The sequence below is a fragment of the Aporhodopirellula rubra genome (assembly GCF_014192335.1).
In the GTDB taxonomy this organism is placed as follows: domain Bacteria; phylum Planctomycetota; class Planctomycetia; order Pirellulales; family Pirellulaceae; genus Rhodopirellula; species Rhodopirellula rubra.
The window spans coordinates 382,979-403,104 of the sequence record NZ_JACHXU010000003.1 but is presented as its reverse complement, the minus strand read 5'-3'; the positions used below and the strand labels follow the sequence as shown (position 1 = coordinate 403,104).

At 54.9% G+C, this 20,126-nt stretch carries 20 protein-coding genes; 13 read left to right on the top strand and 7 right to left on the bottom strand.

Annotated elements, in window-relative coordinates:
* Window positions 1–7 precede the first annotated feature (7 nt).
* The 6 genes from FHS27_RS06240 to FHS27_RS06215 all read left to right on the top strand — a co-directional run bounded on the left by FHS27_RS06240 (window position 8) and on the right by FHS27_RS06215 (window position 9,119).
* Window positions 8–3,139, top strand: a complete 3,132-nt coding sequence (locus FHS27_RS06240; protein WP_184303149.1) for a type I restriction endonuclease subunit R — start codon at window positions 8–10, stop codon at window positions 3,137–3,139.
* Complete coding sequence (locus FHS27_RS06235) at window positions 3,139–3,870, top strand: M48 family metallopeptidase (protein WP_184303146.1); 732 nt, start codon at window positions 3,139–3,141, stop codon at window positions 3,868–3,870. Before FHS27_RS06240 ends, FHS27_RS06235 begins: the two co-directional genes overlap by 1 nt.
* 1,157 nt (window positions 3,871–5,027) lie before the next feature.
* The gene (locus tag FHS27_RS06230) at window positions 5,028–6,014 is read left to right on the top strand and encodes a ParB/RepB/Spo0J family partition protein (protein ID WP_184303143.1); all 987 of its coding nucleotides are present in this window, start codon (window positions 5,028–5,030) and stop codon (window positions 6,012–6,014) included.
* 677 nt (window positions 6,015–6,691) lie between these two features.
* A complete protein-coding gene (locus FHS27_RS06225; protein WP_184303140.1) occupies window positions 6,692–7,360 on the top strand; it encodes a hypothetical protein in 669 nt (222 codons plus the stop codon).
* Window positions 7,361–7,418: 58 nt separating this feature from the next.
* Window positions 7,419–8,282, top strand: a complete 864-nt coding sequence (locus tag FHS27_RS06220; protein ID WP_184303137.1) for a hypothetical protein — start codon at window positions 7,419–7,421, stop codon at window positions 8,280–8,282.
* A gap of 36 nt (window positions 8,283–8,318) precedes the next feature.
* A complete protein-coding gene (locus FHS27_RS06215; RefSeq protein WP_184303132.1) occupies window positions 8,319–9,119 on the top strand; it encodes a hypothetical protein in 801 nt (266 codons plus the stop codon).
* A gap of 255 nt (window positions 9,120–9,374) precedes the next feature.
* Here FHS27_RS06215 and FHS27_RS06210 read toward each other — a convergent pair whose 3' ends face one another.
* Together FHS27_RS06210 and FHS27_RS06205 are read right to left on the bottom strand one after the other, a co-directional pair.
* The gene (locus tag FHS27_RS06210; RefSeq protein ID WP_246419165.1) at window positions 9,375–10,214 is read right to left on the bottom strand and encodes an IS66 family transposase; all 840 of its coding nucleotides are present in this window, start codon (window positions 10,212–10,214) and stop codon (window positions 9,375–9,377) included.
* Between the two features lie 112 nt (window positions 10,215–10,326).
* On the bottom strand, window positions 10,327–10,476 hold the full coding sequence (locus FHS27_RS06205; protein WP_184303130.1) for a hypothetical protein: 150 nt from the start codon (window positions 10,474–10,476) through the stop codon (window positions 10,327–10,329).
* Between the two features lie 125 nt (window positions 10,477–10,601).
* Between FHS27_RS06205 and FHS27_RS06200 the strand changes: the two genes are divergently transcribed.
* Entirely contained in the window at window positions 10,602–11,678 is a 1,077-nt protein-coding gene (locus FHS27_RS06200) for an integrase core domain-containing protein (RefSeq protein WP_184303127.1), read from the top strand.
* Window positions 11,679–11,829: 151 nt separating this feature from the next.
* The gene (locus FHS27_RS06195) at window positions 11,830–12,195 is read left to right on the top strand and encodes a DUF6992 family protein (protein ID WP_390852807.1); all 366 of its coding nucleotides are present in this window, start codon (window positions 11,830–11,832) and stop codon (window positions 12,193–12,195) included.
* Between the two features lie 148 nt (window positions 12,196–12,343).
* Here FHS27_RS06195 and FHS27_RS06190 read toward each other — a convergent pair whose 3' ends face one another.
* Window positions 12,344–13,102 (bottom strand): hypothetical protein, encoded by a 759-nt coding sequence (locus FHS27_RS06190; protein WP_184303122.1) that lies wholly within the window; start codon window positions 13,100–13,102, stop codon window positions 12,344–12,346.
* A 99-nt stretch (window positions 13,103–13,201) separates the two neighbouring features.
* Window positions 13,202–13,873 (bottom strand): metallophosphoesterase family protein, encoded by a 672-nt coding sequence (locus FHS27_RS06185; RefSeq protein WP_221224907.1) that lies wholly within the window; start codon window positions 13,871–13,873, stop codon window positions 13,202–13,204.
* Between the two features lie 240 nt (window positions 13,874–14,113).
* Between FHS27_RS06185 and FHS27_RS06180 the strand changes: the two genes are divergently transcribed.
* Together FHS27_RS06180 and FHS27_RS06175 are read left to right on the top strand one after the other, a co-directional pair.
* Window positions 14,114–14,539: a hypothetical protein gene (locus FHS27_RS06180; RefSeq protein ID WP_246419162.1), complete on the top strand. Its 426-nt coding sequence runs from the start codon at window positions 14,114–14,116 to the stop codon at window positions 14,537–14,539.
* A gap of 62 nt (window positions 14,540–14,601) precedes the next feature.
* The gene (locus FHS27_RS06175; protein ID WP_184303119.1) at window positions 14,602–14,985 is read left to right on the top strand and encodes a GIY-YIG nuclease family protein; all 384 of its coding nucleotides are present in this window, start codon (window positions 14,602–14,604) and stop codon (window positions 14,983–14,985) included.
* Between the two features lie 30 nt (window positions 14,986–15,015).
* Here FHS27_RS06175 and FHS27_RS06170 read toward each other — a convergent pair whose 3' ends face one another.
* Both FHS27_RS06170 and FHS27_RS06165 read right to left on the bottom strand, forming a co-directional pair.
* Window positions 15,016–15,558 (bottom strand): hypothetical protein, encoded by a 543-nt coding sequence (locus tag FHS27_RS06170; RefSeq protein WP_184303116.1) that lies wholly within the window; start codon window positions 15,556–15,558, stop codon window positions 15,016–15,018.
* Complete coding sequence (locus tag FHS27_RS06165; RefSeq protein WP_221224905.1) at window positions 15,555–16,160, bottom strand: hypothetical protein; 606 nt, start codon at window positions 16,158–16,160, stop codon at window positions 15,555–15,557. Before FHS27_RS06165 ends, FHS27_RS06170 begins: the two co-directional genes overlap by 4 nt.
* A 779-nt stretch (window positions 16,161–16,939) precedes the next feature.
* Here FHS27_RS06165 and FHS27_RS06160 point away from each other — a divergent pair.
* From FHS27_RS06160 to FHS27_RS31780, 3 genes are read left to right on the top strand one after another with little or no spacing between them, the layout of a single operon-like run.
* Complete coding sequence (locus FHS27_RS06160) at window positions 16,940–17,278, top strand: helix-turn-helix domain-containing protein (RefSeq protein WP_184303110.1); 339 nt, start codon at window positions 16,940–16,942, stop codon at window positions 17,276–17,278.
* 10 nt (window positions 17,279–17,288) lie between these two features.
* Window positions 17,289–18,269, top strand: coding sequence for a reverse transcriptase domain-containing protein (locus FHS27_RS06155; protein WP_184303108.1), 981 nt, complete (start codon window positions 17,289–17,291; stop codon window positions 18,267–18,269).
* A gap of 17 nt (window positions 18,270–18,286) precedes the next feature.
* Complete coding sequence (locus FHS27_RS31780; protein ID WP_184303380.1) at window positions 18,287–18,508, top strand: hypothetical protein; 222 nt, start codon at window positions 18,287–18,289, stop codon at window positions 18,506–18,508.
* Window positions 18,509–18,604: 96 nt separating this feature from the next.
* Here the strand turns inward: FHS27_RS31780 and FHS27_RS06145 are convergent, their stop codons facing one another.
* Window positions 18,605–20,092: a recombinase family protein gene (locus tag FHS27_RS06145; protein ID WP_184303106.1), complete on the bottom strand. Its 1,488-nt coding sequence runs from the start codon at window positions 20,090–20,092 to the stop codon at window positions 18,605–18,607.
* Window positions 20,093–20,126 lie beyond the last annotated feature (34 nt).

The following is a 20,126-nucleotide window of genomic DNA, read 5'->3' as shown; positions in this document are numbered from 1 at the left end:
ACCAGTCATGTCCGACCAACCACGCTCCGAACGTCGCACGCAGAATCGAGTCATATCACTCTTTACAGATAGATCGAACCCGAACTATTTGGGTTACCGGTTCTTGGGAGATTGGAATTCTCGTGAGAACAATCGACCTATCGAGACCGATCTGCTCCGTGCCAACTTGAATGACCGTGGCTATTCGGCAGCCCACATTTCAGCAGCACTTCAAAAACTGGAAACGGCTGCTGACTGCACTGGGATTTCGCTCTATCAAGCAAACCTACGAACCTATCAGTTGCTTCGATTTGGTGTCCCTGTTCAGGTGGCCGCCGGGAAACCCCATGAGACTGTCCACTTGATTGATTGGAGTGAGAAGGGTGCCACTCGAAACGATTTCGCAATCGCTGAAGAAGTGACGCTGCGCGGTGGATATCAGCGTCGGCCCGACTTGGTTTTGTACCTGAATGGGATCGCCATCGGCGTCATTGAGCTGAAGCGTGGCAGTGTCGAGGTGGCAGAGGGCGTCCGCCAATTGATCACCAATCAAGAAACGATCTTCAACGAGGGCTTTTTCGCGACGGTCCAGCTTGTGTTCGCCGGCAATGACTCGCAAGGTTTACGATACGGCACAACGGGCACGCCCGAAAAATTCTTCGTGGAATGGAAACGGCGTACCGATGATTCGCTGGCTGAGGCGGTCGGTGAAAAGCGTGTTGGCTACACCGTCGGAGGAACTGCGGGAGCATATTTGGATGAGCCGCTGGCGGAAATGTGCGAGAAGAATCGTTTGTTGGATTTGCTCCGCAATTTCATTTTGTTTGATGGCGGGCAAAAGAAGGTTCCTCGCGTTCACCAATACCACGCGGTTAAGAAGGCTCAGGAACGAATTGCCAAGCAGGAAGGCGGTGTGATCTGGCACACCCAAGGTAGTGGCAAGAGCATCCTGATGGTGCTCATTGCCAAGTGGCTGCTGGAACACGACGCTGATGCTCGAATTCTAGTGGTCACCGATCGCGACGAATTGGACAAGCAAATTGAAGGTGTGATGCGGAACGCGGGAATTGTTGGCGAGGATTCTCCTTCACCGCGAATTACGTCGCGAGAACAATTCTTGCAGAAGTTGTCTGCGACCACGCCACGCGTGTTGTGCGCATTGCTGCACAAGTTCGAGCCTGATTTGAAGGCGGCTCGACCGCCAATCCATGGTCGCTTTTATGTATTTGTGGACGAGTGCCACCGGACACAGGGTGGCGACATGAACAAACAGATGAAACGCTGGCTCGAAAACGCAATCTTCATCGGCTTCACAGGCACTCCGCTGTTGAAGAAGGACAAGCCGATGACACGTGACGTCTTTGGCACCAACATTCACACCTACAAGTTCCACGAGGCCGTTGCGGACAAGGTCGTCCTGGATTTGAAGTACGAAGCGAGAAAGGTTCCGCAGCGTTTGACCAGCAAGAAGGCGATCGACGATTGGTTCGAGCAAAAGACGAAGGGGCTGAACAATTTTCAACGTGCCGTTCTGCGAAAGCGTTGGGCCACGATGGAAGAACTGATGAGCGCCGGCGAGCGGAAGCAGCGGATCATCGCCGACATTATTCACGACTTTGGTGTCAAGCCACGGTTGAGCAATGACCGCGGCACCGCGATTCTCGTGGCGGCGTCAATCTACGAAGCTTGCCACTACTATCGGCTGTTCCAGAACACCAGCTTCGGCAAACATTGCGGCATCATCACGTCGTTTCAACCAAATCACAACGCGATTTCTCGCGAGGCCAAGAACAGTGACGAACGTTACAAATTCGACACCTACACGGAGCACGTCCTCGACGACGGCCAAACAACGAAGGCCTACGAGGATGAAACGAAACGACGGTTCATCGAAGAGCCTGCGACGATGAAATTGCTGATCGTCGTTAGCAAACTACTGACAGGCTTTGACGCGCCATCGTGCAGCTATATCTATCTGGACAACGAGCTTTACGACCACAATCTGTTCCAAGCGATCTGTCGGACGAATCGACTCGACGGCGACGACAAAGATTTTGGATACATCGTGGACTACAAAGAACTGTATGGCGATGTTCAAGAAACGATCGCTGTCTACAGCAGCGATGAACTGGAAGTTGACGATAGCGGTGCCGATTCCAATGTCGAATTGAAGGATTGGCTAAAGGAGGGCAAGGCCCGTCTCGATGCCGCCCGCAAGGCGATCAATTATTTGTGTGAACCAGTTGCTTCGCCGCGCGAGATGGAGAACTACCTGCGATATTTCTGTGGGGATGCAAACAGCCCCACCGCACTGATTGAAACGGAACCATTGCGGATTTCGTTTTACAAATCCGTCGTCACCTACGTTCGTGCCTACGGCGCAATTGCCCCAAGTCTAGCCGAGGCTGGTTACACGCCCGACGAGGCGTCGGCGATGGAAGCCGAGACGAAACTGTACACAGAGATTCGAGCCGCCATCAAGAAACACTCCGGCGAAGAATTGGATATCAAGCCGTACGAATCTGACATGCGGCATTTGATCAACACCTACATTCAAGCAGACCCCGCAGACAATTTGGGGAATCTCAGCTCATTGACGCTGACGGAACTGATTATCGAGACGGGCATTCATGACGCGATCGCCAAGAAGCTTAACGCTCAGGGCAAACTATCCAGGAATGCGATCTCCGAAGGAATCATTAACAACGTTCGCAAGACAATTATCCGCGATCAACTTACCGATCCCAGGTTCTATAGCGAGATGTCGCTGCTTCTTGAAGATCTCATCAAACAGAAAGAAGAAGGGACAATCGAATACGAAGAGTTTCTGAAGCGAGCCGAAGAAATCGTACAGAAACTGGGCAAAAAGCACACGACTAGCCATCCGGCTTGCCTGAACGGTTTTCCTGAGGCCATCGTCCTGTTCAATAATCTTGCCACAATTCCCGCAACGACTTTCCATTGCCCGGATGACGACGATGCCAAAGCAGCGTTGGCATTGGAACTTGATCGAGCGATGTCTGAGAAGGCTCCATCCGGCTGGAAAGGCGACGACACGCGTGAGAAACAAGTGCTCAATAATCTGTTTCCAATCATGAAACGCGATCGCGAAGCCACCATGGCAATTTTCGAGATTATCAAGAATCAGCCGGGTTATTGATGAGCGAAACTATTCAAATCGGCGATCTCGCAATCGTAGTAAATCGCAAGGATGTCAAGAACGTTCACCTTTCCGTTCATCCGCCGGACGGACGCGTGACCTTGGTCGCCCCTACGGCGACACGGCTCGACGTCGCGCGTGCTTACGCGATTTCCAAGCTCGGCTGGATAACCGAACAGCAGCGCAAGCTGGAGCAACAGCCCCGCGAAACGCCGCGTCAGTTTGTGGAACGCGAAAGCCACTACGTCTGGGGACGCCGGCACCTGATGTCGATCGTTTATGAAGATTCCAAGCCGCGAGTCTCTATCGATCACAAGCGAATCACGCTCACAGTGCGACCTGGAAGTGACGATGCCAAGCGACAGACCGTTCTGCACGCGTGGCACAAATCGCTTCTACACGAGGTCATTCCGCCGCTGATTAAGAAATGGGAGGCTAAGCTGGGGGTTACTGTCCAGCAATATTTCCTTCAACGCATGAAAACGAAGTGGGGAAGCTGCAATCACGAGAGCGGGCACATTCGTCTGAATACCGAGTTGGTCAAGAAACCCAAAGACCTGCTCGAATACGTGATTGTTCACGAAATGGTCCACCTCATTGAGCCAACGCACAACGAACGTTTCATCACCTTGCTGACGAAGCACTATCCAACGTGGCGCGATGCCCGCTCCGAACTCAACGACCTGCCGCTTGCCGCCGAAGATTGGCCGAAAAGCTCAGGAGTCGAGTAGAGGGTGTCGGATACCCGCGCTTGGCCGTGACCCACGAGTGGGTTGAATTTGCTACGGTCCTACCAGTAAGCCGCTGTACCGCTGGAGCTAGTGAAGAGGTCTAGCTGGCTCTCGGTTCGCAGCATGGCTGTAAACCGAGACACCGGGATGTCAAACAGAGACTCAGAGAGTTCTCGGGGTTGTCTCTGGGGTGCGGGGCGAACCAGGGCGGTTGGACGCAGATGCCCGGACTCTCTCGGCGAAAGTTGGAACTCGGGATTTGGCCGCCGTGGTGGCGAATGACCGCGAAAAAGGGGGCCGAAACGAGTAACGCCCGCAGGCCTTGCTGGACCGACGGGCGTTAACTGGTTCGCGAGAGTTTTCGCTTTTTGAAATTCAGCTCCCCCGACAGGACTTCCCCGACGCGGAAATTTCCGGCGTTTTTTCCGGCGACGACGAAAACACCACAAAATCCACCACCTCGGCCGCGATGCTCGCCGCATGCATCCGCGAACACTTGGACTGTGCCCAGTTGACCGAACTAATTAAACACCTGCGAGTCAGATCGCCTTAACGTTCAAGTCCTGCCCGGCACGGTAGCCTCGACGGCAACGTTGTGGTCTGCATGCCACCGACGATCCAGTTTCAAGCAACCATGACGCCGACTCCGTTTGCACTTCCTAAAAACGGTGTGCCCACCAGATTCGCCTCGGTTATCGCCGAGCCACGCTCATCCTAGGAACACCCTGACGAAGCAACATCGCCATTGAAGGAAGGTGGGATCCATGCCTCTCCGAACAGGCACGGCTGGTTTTCATGCGATCGTGCCGAAGCTCTAGCCCCGACGCGTCTGTCATGCCTAGGCAAATGAACGCTGTTCAGCGGGACGTATGGGCATCGCAGGTTTTGGGGACGGCCCCCGTCAAAGGTGTTTAACGAACCGGCAACGGGAGAAGCCAGTTCGATGCACCGCTGCAAGCCCAAATTAGCCAAGTGCGTGTCCCATGGACTGGCGCGATTGCCGACTGGGCGCAGCACGTGCCGAACGTCGCGGTTCGGTCAGTGCTGCTACGTTTTTGGTGTTGCCAAATTTTGATGCATGATGAGTAGGTCATCGTGGTTTCACTACATAGAGGGACGGCGGCAAAATTCTGCTCGACTACTTCGAGCGAATCACGGTGACACGTGCCGCTGTCCCTTTTTCTGAAATTAATAACATGAACCAGAACAGGCATTCGCCTCGGTACGAACGTCCGAATCTCCACGAGGCGATTAAATATGCAGGTGCGTTGGTCGGAAAGGTGCATCCAGCGTGCAACGCCCTCCCGAGAATTTCTCAACAAGACTTCGACAACTTGGTCGACTCGATCAAGGAGAACGGCCTACTTGAGCCCATCTACGTCGATCATAAAAACCAGCTACTCGACGGGCGTTCTCGTCTCATGGCGTGCCTCGCGGCCGGCGTTTCCATCGCTCCAGGCCACGTGAAGGTCAGTGAGCATAGCCCCGAGGCGATCGCTCAATCAAATGTGGCTCGCCGGCACCTCACCAGCAATCAAAAACTGATGAGGGCAGTAGATCGACTTGCCAAGCAGCGGAAGGACGCGGCAGAACGTCGAGCCAGCGGTGCGGAGAAAGGTCGTGAAAGCCAAAAGAAGCAGGCTGGCGCAAAACGTGCGACAAGCCAAAAACCTAAGAAACGAAGCACACGCGTGCTTGAAAAGGTAGCCAAGGACGAATCAGTACCACGAGCAGACCTGGCGCTGACCGAGAAAATTTTGTCGGCAACCCCGGAGGTACGCGGTAAAATAGAATCAGGCGAGCTTTCGCTCGACGATGCGGCCAAGCTTGCAGGTGTATCTCGCAAGCAACTAAAGACCTCAAAACCGAAGACACAGAAGAAGGTGCGGCAGCACCAGGATCTTCGCAGTGTTACCGAGCATGGAGATGGCATTCGAGAATTAGAAGCACCAGGCATTTCGGTTCTCACGCACCCAAAACTCGATATTTCGATCATCTTGTATGGACCAGCCGGCGACAAGTATATCGGGGCAACTGATGATGAAGACCATTTTGCAGTCGCCCCGGAAACTCCAGTAGTGGAGCAAGCAATCAACTACTTGAAAAAGAAGCTTATGCTCATCACTCAAGCAAAACAGGCTTAATGTGCCGAGGAGCGTCCCTCGGGAATTGCGTCTCTGGCAGCATCTTCCCGAAGGACGGCTTCTGCCCTCTCATTCGTTTCCAGCTAACAACTTGAAAAACAATAACAACAACCTATCAGGTGTCGCCGACATGACGGACTCGAAGACGTACGAGATCGAGAGCGAGCCGGGGCTCGCTCACCAGGCTCTTGATGAACGCATTCGAAAGTATTTAGTGTCATGCGATCAACGCGGGCATCGATACCAACCGGGACATGACTGCTACCCGACTATCAAAAGACTCGCAGCCTATCTGGAGTGTGATCCGACGACGCTCTCAAAGTTGAAGATGGGCCGTAGGAAGCAGATTAATTTCGATTCCATGACTATTCTCGCAATTTTGTCAGGGATTTGCCCTGGCATTTCATCTAGAGAAGTCGGGACGGAGAAGCGGGCAAGATTAGCCGATGCCGACCGCTGGGTTGCAGAGGATTCAAATCGCAGAGGCACGTTGATTAGGACATTGATGAATGGGATAGATCATCGTCGGGTCAACTAGGTTGGCCCCACGGCAGCGGACGAGTCAGCCTGTTCTTCCTCGTAGCTCATCAGCACAATCCCCTGTGCACCTTTTTGGAGCCCGGATGATTGCACCTAGCATGGTGCAAAACACCACCACTCTAACAAGGAACACAATCGTGTCTGCCACAGCACCTTCACCACCCAGCTCCGAACCCATCGACACTGACTTCTGCTTACTGATAGGGTTGAACGACGGATTGAGCACGCTTGATCTATCGATCTCGAATCCGAAGATGTACTCGCAGTACTGCAAGTGGTATACCTCTCGACTGGATTCCCAGCGTCTGAGCAACCACGGCACGTCGATCGAAACCCGACTCGCCGCATACCTCCGACTTATCGGGGAGCGAGGGCAACGGTTTCACCTGGGTGCAGACTCTATACCGAGTGCCAAGTGGATCCGCGAACGCCTAGGCCTGCATCGCAATACGATGAGCAAATACATAAAAGATGCTCAGGCCAACAAACCGCTTCAACTCAGCCTCACCGTAGGGTGTCAACTGGCGTTTGCTGCTGCCATCTTTCCACGGCCCACGAAACTCGAAAGGGAGGCAACTACCGAGGTCCTAGAGAATCGCCTCGACTTGATCGACGATTATCACCTCACCGGAAAGGACAGGCTGAACATGGTTCGCCGCCTAACCCCGATCGTTTACAGCGGCAAGAACGAACTCTTCACAGTCCCCAAGACCTACCCTTGTACGTACAACCGTGATGAGAAGTTGCGGCCAATCAAACCAGCTGCGAAGCATACGCCTCGCAGGGTGCTTAAGAAGCCTCGGTGATTTAGCCCGATCACCAACACGTTGCTCTGTTTCTCGGCCCCATACCCTTCGAAAAACCATGACAGGATCTCCCGCGGCACTCGACATGTCCTCACTACACTCGCAACGTGACGAGACGACATCCGCAGAGACGCTGAGGCATTACGGGCGTCTCGTGTCGGGGCCGAATTGGCGATGGCGAAAGGCACAGCGGGCCGTCTCTCGCGGGCATGTGTCGGCACATACGGAGTACGGCTCAGAATTCTGGCAGATCGTCGATCACCTGGGAGGGCTGCCAGACGGCACGCATGGGACGCGTCGAGGCGATCGTTTGCTCGATGTCGCGGCGGCGGAGTCAATCTTCCATGACCCGGTGCTACGGCTACGGGTCGAGGCCAGAATCCTGGCTAGACTACCGCTTGACGTAGTCGCTGCACGCAGCGACGTCGCCCCTCATAACGTGCGAGATTACTGCGACATCTTCTTTGACGTCTTGGATTGCCTCGATAGCAAGAGTTGGCTGGCCTGTCACGTAATTGATGGCGGCAACAAGTCCGTCAGCAACCTGCACAATGTCGTGTGCCGTGATTCCTGCTGGGGTGGCTCTGCGGTCTGCGAGCACTGGCTGGCGAGAATCCCGTATCTCGATGAGGAGTGTGACCTGACGACCAGTCGGGGACGCGAAATCAAACGCTTGCAGCTAGCGTTAAAGCTGTATCAACTTGAACGAGAGGACTGGAATCATCTTAACGAGATCGCCGTGAGACTTGGTGGTCTGCTATCTCGCCCGTCCCTTACCTTCGTCAGCCTCGGCCACGCCTTAGGTCAAAGAACTGCACACCAACTGGGCAAGTTTCTACCTCACGAGGAAGACGCACTGCAAACGGTGCAAATTGCCGATGATTCGCACACCGAGGTGGGCCGGATCAAGCTGTCCGCATAGTTTTTGTCGATTTTTGGGACGTGTTACACAAAAAAGATGCAAATCGAAAGACGACACGGCACGACGAACCAGTACGCGGTTCGCACGCAACGGATCAACGGCAAGGCCACGAAACGCTACATCGGGAAGGTCACTGACCCGGCGATTCAACTCTTCGCCGAGAACGAGCGTCTCGCAGCAGCGGAGAAACTCGCATACCGCGAAGAATGCTCCCGCGAGCAAGAGAACGACAGGGCCGCACGCGAGATACTCGAATGGCTATGTCAGTGGTCGTCTCATTGGAAAGTACTTCGACAACTACACGAGCGAGAGATGCACAGCAAACCGACGGCAGCACCAACACCAACCACCGAATCCGACAACAAGCTCCCGTGCTTGCAAGAGTTCAACGAGACTTGCCGACTAGCCGAAGAAGGTGATGCTGACGCCCAGCGGCAGCTCGATGCCTGGATCGCAGCCACGCCCGCGATCCTCAGCGAGGCTACCGACATGATCGGGACCGCACGAGACTACCTAATTCAGATCGTCGGCTCTGCCTCCGCCGAAAACTCGGTGCTTTGGCAGAAGAAGATCGATTCGGACACCTCCGCCATCCTCGAGGACGCTGGCGACGATCGACTCAGCCAGATGTACGCTGAGGTCACTGTACTGGCTTGGCTGGATGTCATGCGGAGCTCGATCATGCCCAGCTTGGCTGGTGGGGACATGAACCGGGCGTCGTATTGGGGCACGGCGATGGGCCGGTCGCAGAAGCGATGGAGCAAGATCAGCAAGGCATTCCGGCTACACGTCAAGCAGTCGAAAAAGTCCCAAGCCGAGAAGAAGTCTGCGAGATAAACGCTGCGGCACGTAGACTGCAAACCTTCGGCTCGGTCCAGTTGTCAATGCAGTCCATGATGAAGGAGACGGACTGTCGTGCTTCGCAGCGTCTTTTGTTTCGTCGTTCTCGTCACCGAAATTCGCCGCCACTCCGATGCAAATCACCCGAGACGAAATGGAATCGAACCTACGTCTGCAGGGCTGATCGGTGCACGTACTAGTTGAAACCAGAGCCGATCAAAGCGATCAATGGCTACATCGAAGTGTACTTGTTTACCGTGACGCGATGGGCAGAGGCAGGGCAAGCGGGCTCGTCGTGATCAATTGACAACGGATGAAGTCGAAAGGATCGGCCAGTCTTTGCTTGCACGTTTGCATCACGCTCATGATTCGTGACTGGGTCGACGCTCCGGCTCCGGTGCGGTTGCCGCCCCATACTTTTCGATTCACGACCGCCGGACGGATCGCCTGCTCGCCACGCCAGTTCGTTGCGTCGGCACCGGGACGATGCAGGAACGTGAATAGTTCATCGAGATGATTTTCCAAGAACTTCGCGAAGCGTTCATTGGCAGCATGCTTCTTTGGGTGACGAACCAATTTCCACATCTTTATAGTCAATCGGCCCGCCATTACTTTCATCCCGTGTGCAGTCATCTCATCGGACCGAAAACGGTTGCGATACTCGAAGCCTGCGAGCAGCAGGTCTTTCACTCCACGCGGAAACGCCAACGCACCACCGGTCCCGCTTTCGATTAACGATTCACATCGCCGAAACAGGTGCGCAAAGCATTGTTGATGAGTCGCTGCGGTGAACTTGTCATAGACCGCCCAGCCGTCGTGACCAAAGATTCCCGCCCAGTCGATGCCCAGTAGTCTTTCCGCCGGCCCGATGCTTCTCGTCGCATCCACTTCGTAACACGTCGCGGTCAGTCCGACGAACGCATGAAGCCAAGCCCCACGTCCATCGACTCGCCAACCCGTTTCATCTCCGACCACCTGAGGCGAACCTAGCACGGCCCTTCGGACCTGAGCGTAGGCGTCCTCCAGTCGACCGGCGGTGCGAAGCATCTCCCCGTACAGGACGTTCTCTGCAAAAGCTCTCGGCTGTTGCATTGAATTTGCAGGCTTTTGGACAGCGTTTGAGCGGTTCTTGTCCTGCCGCGTTGCCACTTCGGTCGATGCGGACCTCCGCGTCCGGTTCGCGCATCGGGTTAACTTGAATGTGTTAACCGGCGGCGACTTCTTCGCCCGTGAAATTCTTAGCTCGGCTGGTTAACAGCGACTGCATCTTGCTGCGTCTTGGCAGGATCGGGGCGTCGTTGGCTTTGGCGATTGCATCGGTCAGCCGGTATCGCAGCGTCTGATTCGGTTGCAAACTCGCCGGATCAATTCACCGGAAGTTGCGGGAATCGGATCGCTGCGTAGGCTCGTCGCTTCGGCGGGGTACAAATACTCTGCCACTCCGATTGTCCCCGGATTTGCAAGGCTTTTGATCGCACGATGGCGAACATTGTCCACCCACTTTTGACACTGCTAGCGTCGCTGACGCGGCAGGAACTGGCTCAGCAGATTCGTTACCTGAAGGCGGAGAACGAAATCCTTCGGTCCAAGTTACCCGGTCGCGTCACGTTGGACAATCGTGAAAGAAACACGCTGGTCAAACACGGCAAAAAGCTGGGCGGGAAGATCAAAGACGTGATGACGATCGTGTCGTACTCGACGTTCCGGCGCTGGGTTCGGAAGATGGAGGACGACACGCCAAAGCCAGCGAAGACATCCACGAAGAAAGGAGCGGGCCGGCCGAAGGTGCTTGAAGACGTTCGTGAAACCATCCTGCGGATCCGAAAGGAAACCGGCTTCGGTTACACGAAGATCCTGCAAGAGCTGCGGCGGATGGGCATTCACGTTTCTCGTCAAACGGTGAAGAACGTGATCGTCGACGCCGGCTTCGCACCGACGCCAGGCGACCACCCGGACACATGGCACAAGTTCCTCAAACGCCACGCCGACACGTTGTGGCAGTGCGATTTCGCTTGCAAGAAGAAGTGGACGCTCAAGGGATTGGTCGACGTTTACTTCATGGTTTTCATTCATCTTGGCACGCGGCAGATTTGGATCTCGCCTTGCACCGAGAACCCGACGGGCGAGTGGACGACGCAGCAGGGACGCAACTTTCAAATGCATGTTGACGACAATGACTTGAAGTGCGAGATCTTGATGCGGGACCGCGATCGAAAGTACGTGGATTCGTTTGACGATGTGTTCAAGACTTCGGATTGCGAGATCAAGCTGACGCCGATCCGGTCGCCCAACTTGCAGGCTCACGTTGAGCGGGTGATCCAAACGATCAAACACGAAGTGCTCAACGCGTTCTGCATCGTGACCAACGAGCACCTCGACGGCATCCTTCACACGACGCAGAGTTGGTACAACCAGCGTCGAGGCCATTCATCCCGAGATCACCTGCCACCGATTCGCGACGACGTGGTCACGGTACCAATCAAGTTCAGCAAAGACAGCGTCGTCTGTGATTCGGAACTCGGCGGCCACTTGCTGTCGTACCGGCACGTGGCGTAGGCGGTCGTGATCCTTCGCCGCGTAGGCTCGACGGATCAGTTGTATTGGTCCTCAAACGAGCGGCTGTGCCTTGCCGTAAGCATTGTTGTGCTGCGGAGTTTTGTAGCGGTTAGAGAATGATTCATGCTTTGCCCCTGCTCACCGGAGTCCCATCATTCACCAACAACTTATCGCGACGATCTTTGCGTTAGCGCTCGTTTCTCTCGGCAGCGCCACAGTGGCACTATTTATGCGACCACGCGATTCGGTGCGCGGTTTCTGGTTGATGGTCGGGCTTTGGGGTCTCCTCGACGGAGCCATCGTGTGGCCGGCATTGATCCAAGATCCAATGGCCCCGGACGAGCTCCGCTGGGTGTTGGGAATTAACTTGTTTCTCCAGCTTGTCTACCTGCCGACCGGCATTGTACTGGCAACCCGAGCCAAACCGCTCGTTAAGGGTTTCGGCTGGGGCGTTCTCGTTTCTGCGGTTCTGCTTGGTGTGATAGATGCGGTGTTCTACTGGCGTCTATCGAACTGAGTCCGTGGTCGGTCAAGCACGGAGCCGATTTGAGGAAATGAATGACCCAGTCGTTACTCGGCTGAATCAGACGTTCGCGGTCGATACCCTGGGTTTCGATGAATCGGCGAATGGGCGTGGAACTAAAAAATCGAGTCGCGAAACCCGCTCAGTCATCATCATCCAAATGCGGCTTGTCGTAACCTCGACGTCGAACCGCGGAAGTGGACGCGAACTCGTTCAGCACACTCGCGTCGATGGTATCCGGGGTTCCCTTTGGCACCGAAGCAATCATTGTCGAGTTGATCACTCGCCGTTCGTCTTCGTCCGGCGTCAGGATCGTTGCCGTGTGGAGTGTTCCTTGCCATGCGGGTTCTAACGATGAGTACCCAGCGGACGAGTTGTTGATGCAAATGATTTGATAGTTCGTCTTTGAAAAGCAAGGCACTCGCGTCGAATAAGGTTCCAAGATTTCAAAACTGGATTGAAACATCGGATTGTGCTTGACCAGCAGTTCCTTGGGCGTGAGTCCAAGGTCGAATGCACACTTGGTGTAGTCGGTGATCTGAAGATCGGAATCGACCGCGGATGGCTCGTAACCTAACATCAAGAAGCATTCGTCCGGTCCACCGTCCAAATGAGGGCGGGTCGTTTCTTGTTGATCAAAACGCGCGGCAGAAAGATGCACGAGTGTTTTACCGGTCTGCACTTCGTGGATCGCGGCCATCTCTCGTTTGAGTTCGAGCATCAATCTGCGGAATGAGATCGAGTCGATCTCCGATCCGGCATCAACAACGCAGAACCCGGGCTGCGAAAAATCAGTCCGACACGTTCGTTCATACATCGCCTTGGCAAGCGGTCGAGAATCCGCTGCGTCTAACTTCAAACAAATCGAATCAGGCGACCATGTGCTAATTTCAGATTTCATGTGACGTGCCACCGCAATCAAGTCTGGAGTGAGAGCGAAAAATCAACAATGTCAGACTTGTGATCGCCTGACTGATCGTGAAGTAGGACGTCGACGACGTCATGGCCCCTCGTCGAGCCAGAAGCGACGGGTCGCACCCGACTCATTGGATTGCCAGCAGAGACCGGAGTCAACATCGAGACAAGTCAGCCAGCCTCGCCCGTGCGCCCATGTGTCGATGCAGATCGCGTGACCGACCGACAATGGAATCCCATCGCGTTGTGGTGAGTGACCGCAGACCATCGTTAGCCCTGATTCGTGTGGGGCCGGGTCGCCGAACGATTCCCAGTACAGCATGAAATCGGGCTGTTCATCAATCGGGATCTCCGCATACGCGTTGGCGTGAACGAAGAAGTGCGTCTTGGTTGCGAAGTGAGACCGAAGCGAACCTTCCAAGAACGCCCAATGCTCGTCCGGAATGTCAGACAAACGATCGGTGCAATACGACGAGAACACCGCCTCGCCGCCACACGCCAGCCATTCCTCGCGATGCCGGTCCGATTTTCGAGCCGCGAGCATCATCAGTTCGTGGTTGCCCCGCAATGGAACCAGCCCTCCGCTCTCGTGGCGTCGAACGAGCCATTCGATCACCCGACGGGAATCGGGGCCACGATCAACGTAGTCACCAAGCGTGATGAGGCGATCATCTGGTGCGAGCGCCACAAATGAAGCCAGTGCATCGAGCGATCGGTAACAACCGTGAATGTCACCAATCGCAAGTGTTCGCACCATGTTGAAGAAGTCAATTTGTGTTTGATTCGTAAGACCATTGAATCGTGGTGAAAGCAACCGCGATAGTCAAGCCAATTTGGTAAGACTACAAAAGCAATGGCGAGGATCGCGTCGATCGCAAGAAACAATCAACTTGGCGACAGCCAACTCGGTACCTTGGCAAGAAATCCAATCAAAACCAATTTTCACGGCAGGCATAAAACGAATGAGTCAACTTCAGGATGTGGGCGAGGCGGACGGATGGCGATGTTGGTTGTGCGACGAACCAGTGGATCCAAACATGTCGCCCAACGATCCCCGCAGAGCGAGCTTGGACACTCGGATCAGCAAGGGCAAGGCGAAAAAGAAAAACAGGACAAGGGCAACTTGCCGACCGAGCGTCTGGCTCACAAGAGTTGCAACACCGGTAAGGGATCGAATGCCCCGGTCGTTCCTTGGCCCGATCATTTGATCGTCGTCGACCCGGCTCCGATCATCGCTGCGGCGGAACGATTGGAGCGAAAGGGTGGCCGCGAGGCGATGGCTCGTTGCCCGACGCGGCAAGACGCCGACGCCGTTGCCGAGTGGCTCGTCGATCGGCTTTCGCGTCTGTCGCCGGGGCTGGAAGTAAAGACAGAAATCGCAAGCACCGGCGGCCAGCACTTGGTCAGCTTGCGGGCGTCGTAGAATCACCTTGATAGATCATCTTGCGTCCAGTTCGCCCATCACCAAGATCGAAAGCACCAACCGTGTCAAACTTTGGAGTCTATTTCATCACCTGCGAATTCTTTGGCCGACGCTTCGTCAAGGTCGGACGATCCACGAACATCCAACGACGGCGCAACCAGCTTCAATCAGGCTGCCCTTTTCGACTTCACGTCGAACATGTTGAAGCGATGTCGGATCCCGAAGCGACTGCGTTTGAGAAAAAGCTGACTACAACATTCAAAGACATGCGGAAGCGATGCGAATGGTTCAACGCCATCAACGATGACGGAATCACACACATGATGCTTCACTGGTTCCCATACGACGACGAGATCGAAGCGTACATCGAGCAACTGAAGGCAGGAGACACAACATCCGCCTTCGAGGAAGAAGAGTTCGATCATCAGCGATTGCTCTTCTGCTGAACGCCGGTCATTCGCCCGAGCGCAAAGCAACTAGCCAGCGATGTTTGCCGCCTCCATCGCTTTGGACCAACTGCCAAACGTGCGGCGGATGGCCATCGCTTTATCCCGGTTTTCGAGACAGACTTCGCTGTAGACCAATGACTGGCCGGCGGCTTGACGCTCGCAGAGCCAGAGGGTCATGGTTTCGCGGTCGAAGTTTTCTGGTCGACGGCGGGAAACGTTGGCCAGGTTAATGCCGGCGGCGGTCAGGGCGGCTCGCCACGATCCGTGGTGGCGGAGCGCGGCGTCGTAGAGCGGGCGGTTGCGGGATCGGTTCACCTTGGCCGCCAGGTCATAGCCTGTTGTACACAGACGACGGAGTTGTTGTGCAGTCCGCTCGGCCGTTAGCTCGCGACTGCGACCAACGTCGCGGGCACGGACGCCGGAGTATTCCAGTGCCGTTTCCCACGAACCGAAGTCTTCGATCGCGGCGGCGTGCAAGAGTTCGTCGTCAGAGCGGACTTCGTCTTCGAGCAGGCTCTCGCCGGCGACGTCGCGTTCGACGATCTTGCGGATGATGGCTTCGCGAATCATGACGCCACCTTCTTTCGTCCGAATTGAACCACACCGGCCGCGGCCAATCCCTTTCGCCACGTTCCGAAATGCCGAATGGTGAGCATCGCGAGGTTGCGAACGTCGGGATGTCCGCTGCTGAGCGATTCGCCGGCCTCATGTCTTTGCCGAATCATGTCGAGGATCTCCGCTTTCGTGTAAAAGCGTCGTTCCGGTTCGAGGTCCGCGGCGATGATGGCTTTGTTCCAAGTGCCAAAGTGCGTTCGCGCCGCATGAAATAACGCTTGGTATTTACGGCTGACTTCGGCAAGCCGATGGCCCGAGTCATGCCAAGCTCGAATCTCCGCGATCACTCGTTGTTGATTCCATCGTCGAAGCTGTGGTTTGAACGTCACCTTGTCGATCAACCCGGCCGCCTCGACGGCCGCGGGCCAAGAACCGAAATGCCGATAAGCCGCACTTGCGAGTTTCTCGTCGCCGAATCCGATTCGATCGGACGCGTCGCCGGAGATGAAACGGTCTTGGATGGCGGCGACAACACGTTCCTTCGTCCAGCGTCGTGCCGGTGACTCAATCCCGGCGGCTTCAAATGCGGCGTCGTGGCTTCCGAAGAACCGCAACACGGCGGATGACAAAGCCTGGTCGCTCGTTCCGAGATCCGTTTCGCCGGATCGTTCGGCCCATGCTCGCAGCCGTCCGATGACTCGTTGCTTGGTCCAACACTCTGTTTACTAAACTCCCCGTGGCAGCCTCCGAGAAAAAACCTGTAAACTTGTTTTCTGGCGTTGACTCCACGCGGTGGATGCGTTTAAATGCCTCCAACATTGATCTTTGACATAACTACACGCAGTGAAAAGCGCACAGCCCTTTTTCGGGACGATCAAGCGAGGCTAGGTCGAACCGAACCTGGATCATATGCCCGTGATCACCTGATCCTTGCACGAATGATTCAAGCAGTGATTTTAGTACCTCTGAGTTGTTTGGAGGTACCGCTGTAACTCTGGTTCCTTTGAAAGAAGGATATCCTGAGTGTGCTTTTCGTGTTCTGGAGGTTCATTTATGAATCGAAACAGAGATGCTGTTGGTAGTTCCAGTTTGTCAGGGGCGGCTTCGGCCGAACTTGACTGTTGGACGCGACGCACGTTGAACAACCTTCGCGTGCTTCGTGGTCGCCGGATCGGTGACCAGAGGAGGCTTCGTTCCGCATTGCGGACTGGAGAGACAATTGAGCGACTGCTTGAAAAATCTCGAAAGTCGGATGCGGTGAGGGCAATGGATGAAATTGATCTTGCTGAGTGCCTGGCACAACGCTGGATTCGTGAAATCCATCGAATCTTAGACGACGCCACGGTTGTGGAAACAGGATAACCGCAACTAAACACTGATACTTACCATCGAGCTTATGAAGTCTCTTGGTTCAACAATACGACTGCTCCGTGACGCTAACCGCCTGACGGCGGTGGAGTTGGCCGATAAGCTTGGCGTTAATAAGTCTTACGTTTCATTACTAGAAAGTGACTCGCGTTCTCCGTCAGTTGACGTGGTACGTCGTCTTGGAGAAGTCTTGGGAGTTCCACCGAGTTTTCTGTTTGACATCAGCTCCGGCGAGACAGAGAGCCACGGCGAATTGTCAAGCGTCTTTGCTGATTTTGAAAAGCTTGAAAAGAGGCTTACGAATGTCATTGAGAGGAAGCAGGCCGGTAAAGAGACTTCGCGAACTGGACGCAAGAAAGCTAGGTGAAAAATCGAGGTTGTCCGAACATACTTTCCTCGATTGGGTTGCGCGGGGAGACGAACGCTTTTTGCCGACTCGGATAGATAGTTCATCCGGCAAGTTCCGTGAGCTAGACGTACCAAAACCAAGTGACATGCGGATTTTCCGTATGCTGAACAAGTCGCTGGGATTCGATCGGCTTTTTCACCGCGTTGCCCATGGCGGCGTGAAACGCCGGTCCTCGGTTACTTCCGCAAAGTCGCACATCAAGGCACCTTTCGTGTGGGTGATAGATGTCACAAACTGCTTTCCGTCGGTCAAGTTTGACCGATTCGCAAGTGAGTTGGGGCATCTTGGAGTGACTCCAGCGATGCAAAAGATAATTGCGGAAACGCTTTTCTGTCGAGGACAAATTCCTCAAGGTTGCCCAACTAGCAATCTCGCTCTGAATCTGTTTTTTATGGCGCTCGATTATCAGATGGCGGAGTATTGCTGGAAACGACTAATTTCGTTCACTCGTATGGCAGACGACATCGTAGTGGGTGCGAAAGAACGCTCAAGGGGCGAACACGCTGTCGATAAACTTGTTGCAGGTTTGGCAAAACTCGACCTGACGGTGAATGAAAAGAAGCGAGCCAAAGTCGGATTTCAACCAAACACGGGGCAACAACTGGTGCATTCATTGGAAATTTCGTCGGGTTCACTTTTGCTCTGCGATGAGCACCGAAATCGCGCAAGGCAAGTCGCTGAGAAAACCGTTGGAGCTTGCCGCTCAGTTCAGCCACAGAGCCTTGAGCGTGCGGCAGATTATCGACGCCAGCTTAACGGATGGTTCCACTACAGCAGTCAGTCGCAAGACTTGCTGACTAGCGATCTAGCAAAAGCCATTCGTGTTTCCGACAACGCTGTAAAATCCAGATTACAGAGAGCGCAACTCGACTGCAAACGGTGGCGTTGGTGGGAAATCAAAACCGCAACCGAGTTGGCTGCTCGATGGGGATCCCATATTTCAGTATGAAAATTCAGCGTTAGGGATTGCCCGTTCAAGAGCTCTTTCCGCGTGCAGGTCACCACCTCAGCCGCGACGTGCGTCTTGCCGAGTTGTTTGTGGGCCAGCAAACGGCCCTCGCCGCAGATCAGTTCGTACTTGCCGGTCGATTCGAGAAACTTGTCGTTCACGCGGATCGGTTTCATCAACCCGACGCCTTCGATGCTTTCGACGTTCATGTCGAATTGTTCTTGATCGCGGTTCCGTGAGTTGATTACTTTCACCTTGTCGATCGGCACATCTTCGTACCGTCGCTGGGCGATGGGGCAAATGTTGTTGAGTGGTTCCATGATGGTTTGCTTTCGTTAGAGAAGTTGTTGAAGGAATTGCAAATCGGTACGACCGAACAATTCGGTGCGGACCGATGAACTGGTGAAACGAAGCGGTTTGGAATCTGATCCGAACCGCGGCAGAGCGATGAAGCCGAGGATGTTGAAGTCGGCGGGCTCGGACAGCAGCACGCCGAGCGTCATGTCGATCACTGGCCGAGGGTCGCGGCGGATCGGCCAGTAAAATTCGTAGCCGTGCGGGATTGGCACCGCAGGTTGAATCGAGACCGTCAACTTCTGGTCGAGCACCAAGAAGTCCGAGTAAGTCGTCACCTCGGGAATGTGCCCGCGGATCTGTTCGTGAACGTTCTCGCGAGCCTTCCCGCGTTCGCCGTCGAACAGGTTTTGAAACGCTTGGTCGAGCGATCCGAACTGCCGCGAGTAAGCCCCCGACGAAGGCAGCTCGTCATCCAATCGCAACAGTCCCGGCCGCACCATGCCGCGTGACCGATAAAGTTCATCGAGCACCCGCAACATGTATTGCGGGTCATATCTTTGTTTGCGTTTCTCAAGAATCTCTTGAGCTTGAAGAAACAGCTCCGCCTCCACGATGCCAGGAAAGGCCTCGGGAGTTCTCACCCAAAGCTCCGGCGGGTTCGGCAACTTCGGCGTCTTCAGTTTGCCGGACGTTTGGTTGTAGACCATCGTCCCGGCATACTTCTCATTTCGCAGCCGTGCGATCACACCGCCCGCGCCCCAGCGTCCGTTGCTCGGCGAAGGAATCCCGTCGTCGTTGAGCCCTTCCGCGATCTTGTATTCGGAAAAGCCCTTCACAACGAACTCGTCAAAAATCCGTTCAATGACAGCGACCTCTTCGGGCGGTCCTGCGGTCAACGTCACCCGTTGGTTTTGAATCCCCTTGTGCTGACCGGCCTCCAGCACATGAAGCGGCTTCCGATTCTCATCCAACAACAACCGAGCCAACCCGTACGGCGGCGGTCCGCCGGCGAGATAGCCTTGTTCGGCGATCTTCACACAGCCCCGCCAAACCTTGTCACTCAATTCGCGACTGTACTGGGCCGCCCGAAACCGCTCGAACTGGACGTAGACCGGATAGAGCGGATCGTTTTCTTTCGGCTTGCCGATCGTCGTGTAGATGACCTGCTTCTTGTTCTTCTTGCAGATCGCCGAGAACTGGGCCGAAAGGTCGATGTCTTGAAACCGACCCCAACGCGAAACGTCCAAGCACAACACGTACTCAAAGTCATTCCGCTTCGCGATCCATTCTTCCATCATCTCCGTGAACGCCGGCCGTCCTTCGGAGTTGAGTCCCGACCGCCCCGCGTCACAAAACTCGCGGATGATCTCGACCCCATGTTCGCGAGCCCAAGCCCGCACCTGATCCTGTTGAATCGGGATCGAGTTCTCTTGCCGGTCCTGGGCCGAGTGCCGGTAGTACGCCACGGCCCGCACCAGAGGCGGAGCGTCCGCATCCGGAATTTCAATTTCCCACCAATGATTCACGTCAAAGTCCTTTCGCATCTATCCAAGTCGTGGC

Excerpts from the sequence above, each read along its gene's own strand:
- FHS27_RS06170 (WP_184303116.1), bottom strand. The coding sequence starts at position 15,558 with ATGATTCGCGAAGCCATCATCCGCAAGATCGTCGAACGCGACGTCGCC.
- FHS27_RS06160 (WP_184303110.1), top strand. The coding sequence starts at position 16,940 with ATGAAGTCTCTTGGTTCAACAATACGACTGCTCCGTGACGCTAACCGC.
- FHS27_RS06200 (WP_184303127.1), top strand. The coding sequence starts at position 10,602 with ATGGCGAACATTGTCCACCCACTTTTGACACTGCTAGCGTCGCTGACG.
- FHS27_RS06190 (WP_184303122.1), bottom strand. The coding sequence starts at position 13,102 with ATGAAATCTGAAATTAGCACATGGTCGCCTGATTCGATTTGTTTGAAG.
- FHS27_RS06180 (WP_246419162.1), top strand. The coding sequence starts at position 14,114 with ATGGCGATGTTGGTTGTGCGACGAACCAGTGGATCCAAACATGTCGCC.
- FHS27_RS06235 (WP_184303146.1), top strand. The coding sequence starts at position 3,139 with ATGAGCGAAACTATTCAAATCGGCGATCTCGCAATCGTAGTAAATCGC.
- FHS27_RS06220 (WP_184303137.1), top strand. The coding sequence starts at position 7,419 with ATGACAGGATCTCCCGCGGCACTCGACATGTCCTCACTACACTCGCAA.
- FHS27_RS06210 (WP_246419165.1), bottom strand. The coding sequence starts at position 10,214 with ATGCAACAGCCGAGAGCTTTTGCAGAGAACGTCCTGTACGGGGAGATG.
- FHS27_RS06215 (WP_184303132.1), top strand. The coding sequence starts at position 8,319 with ATGCAAATCGAAAGACGACACGGCACGACGAACCAGTACGCGGTTCGC.
- FHS27_RS06240 (WP_184303149.1), top strand. The coding sequence starts at position 8 with ATGTCCGACCAACCACGCTCCGAACGTCGCACGCAGAATCGAGTCATA.
- FHS27_RS06185 (WP_221224907.1), bottom strand. The coding sequence starts at position 13,873 with ATGGTGCGAACACTTGCGATTGGTGACATTCACGGTTGTTACCGATCG.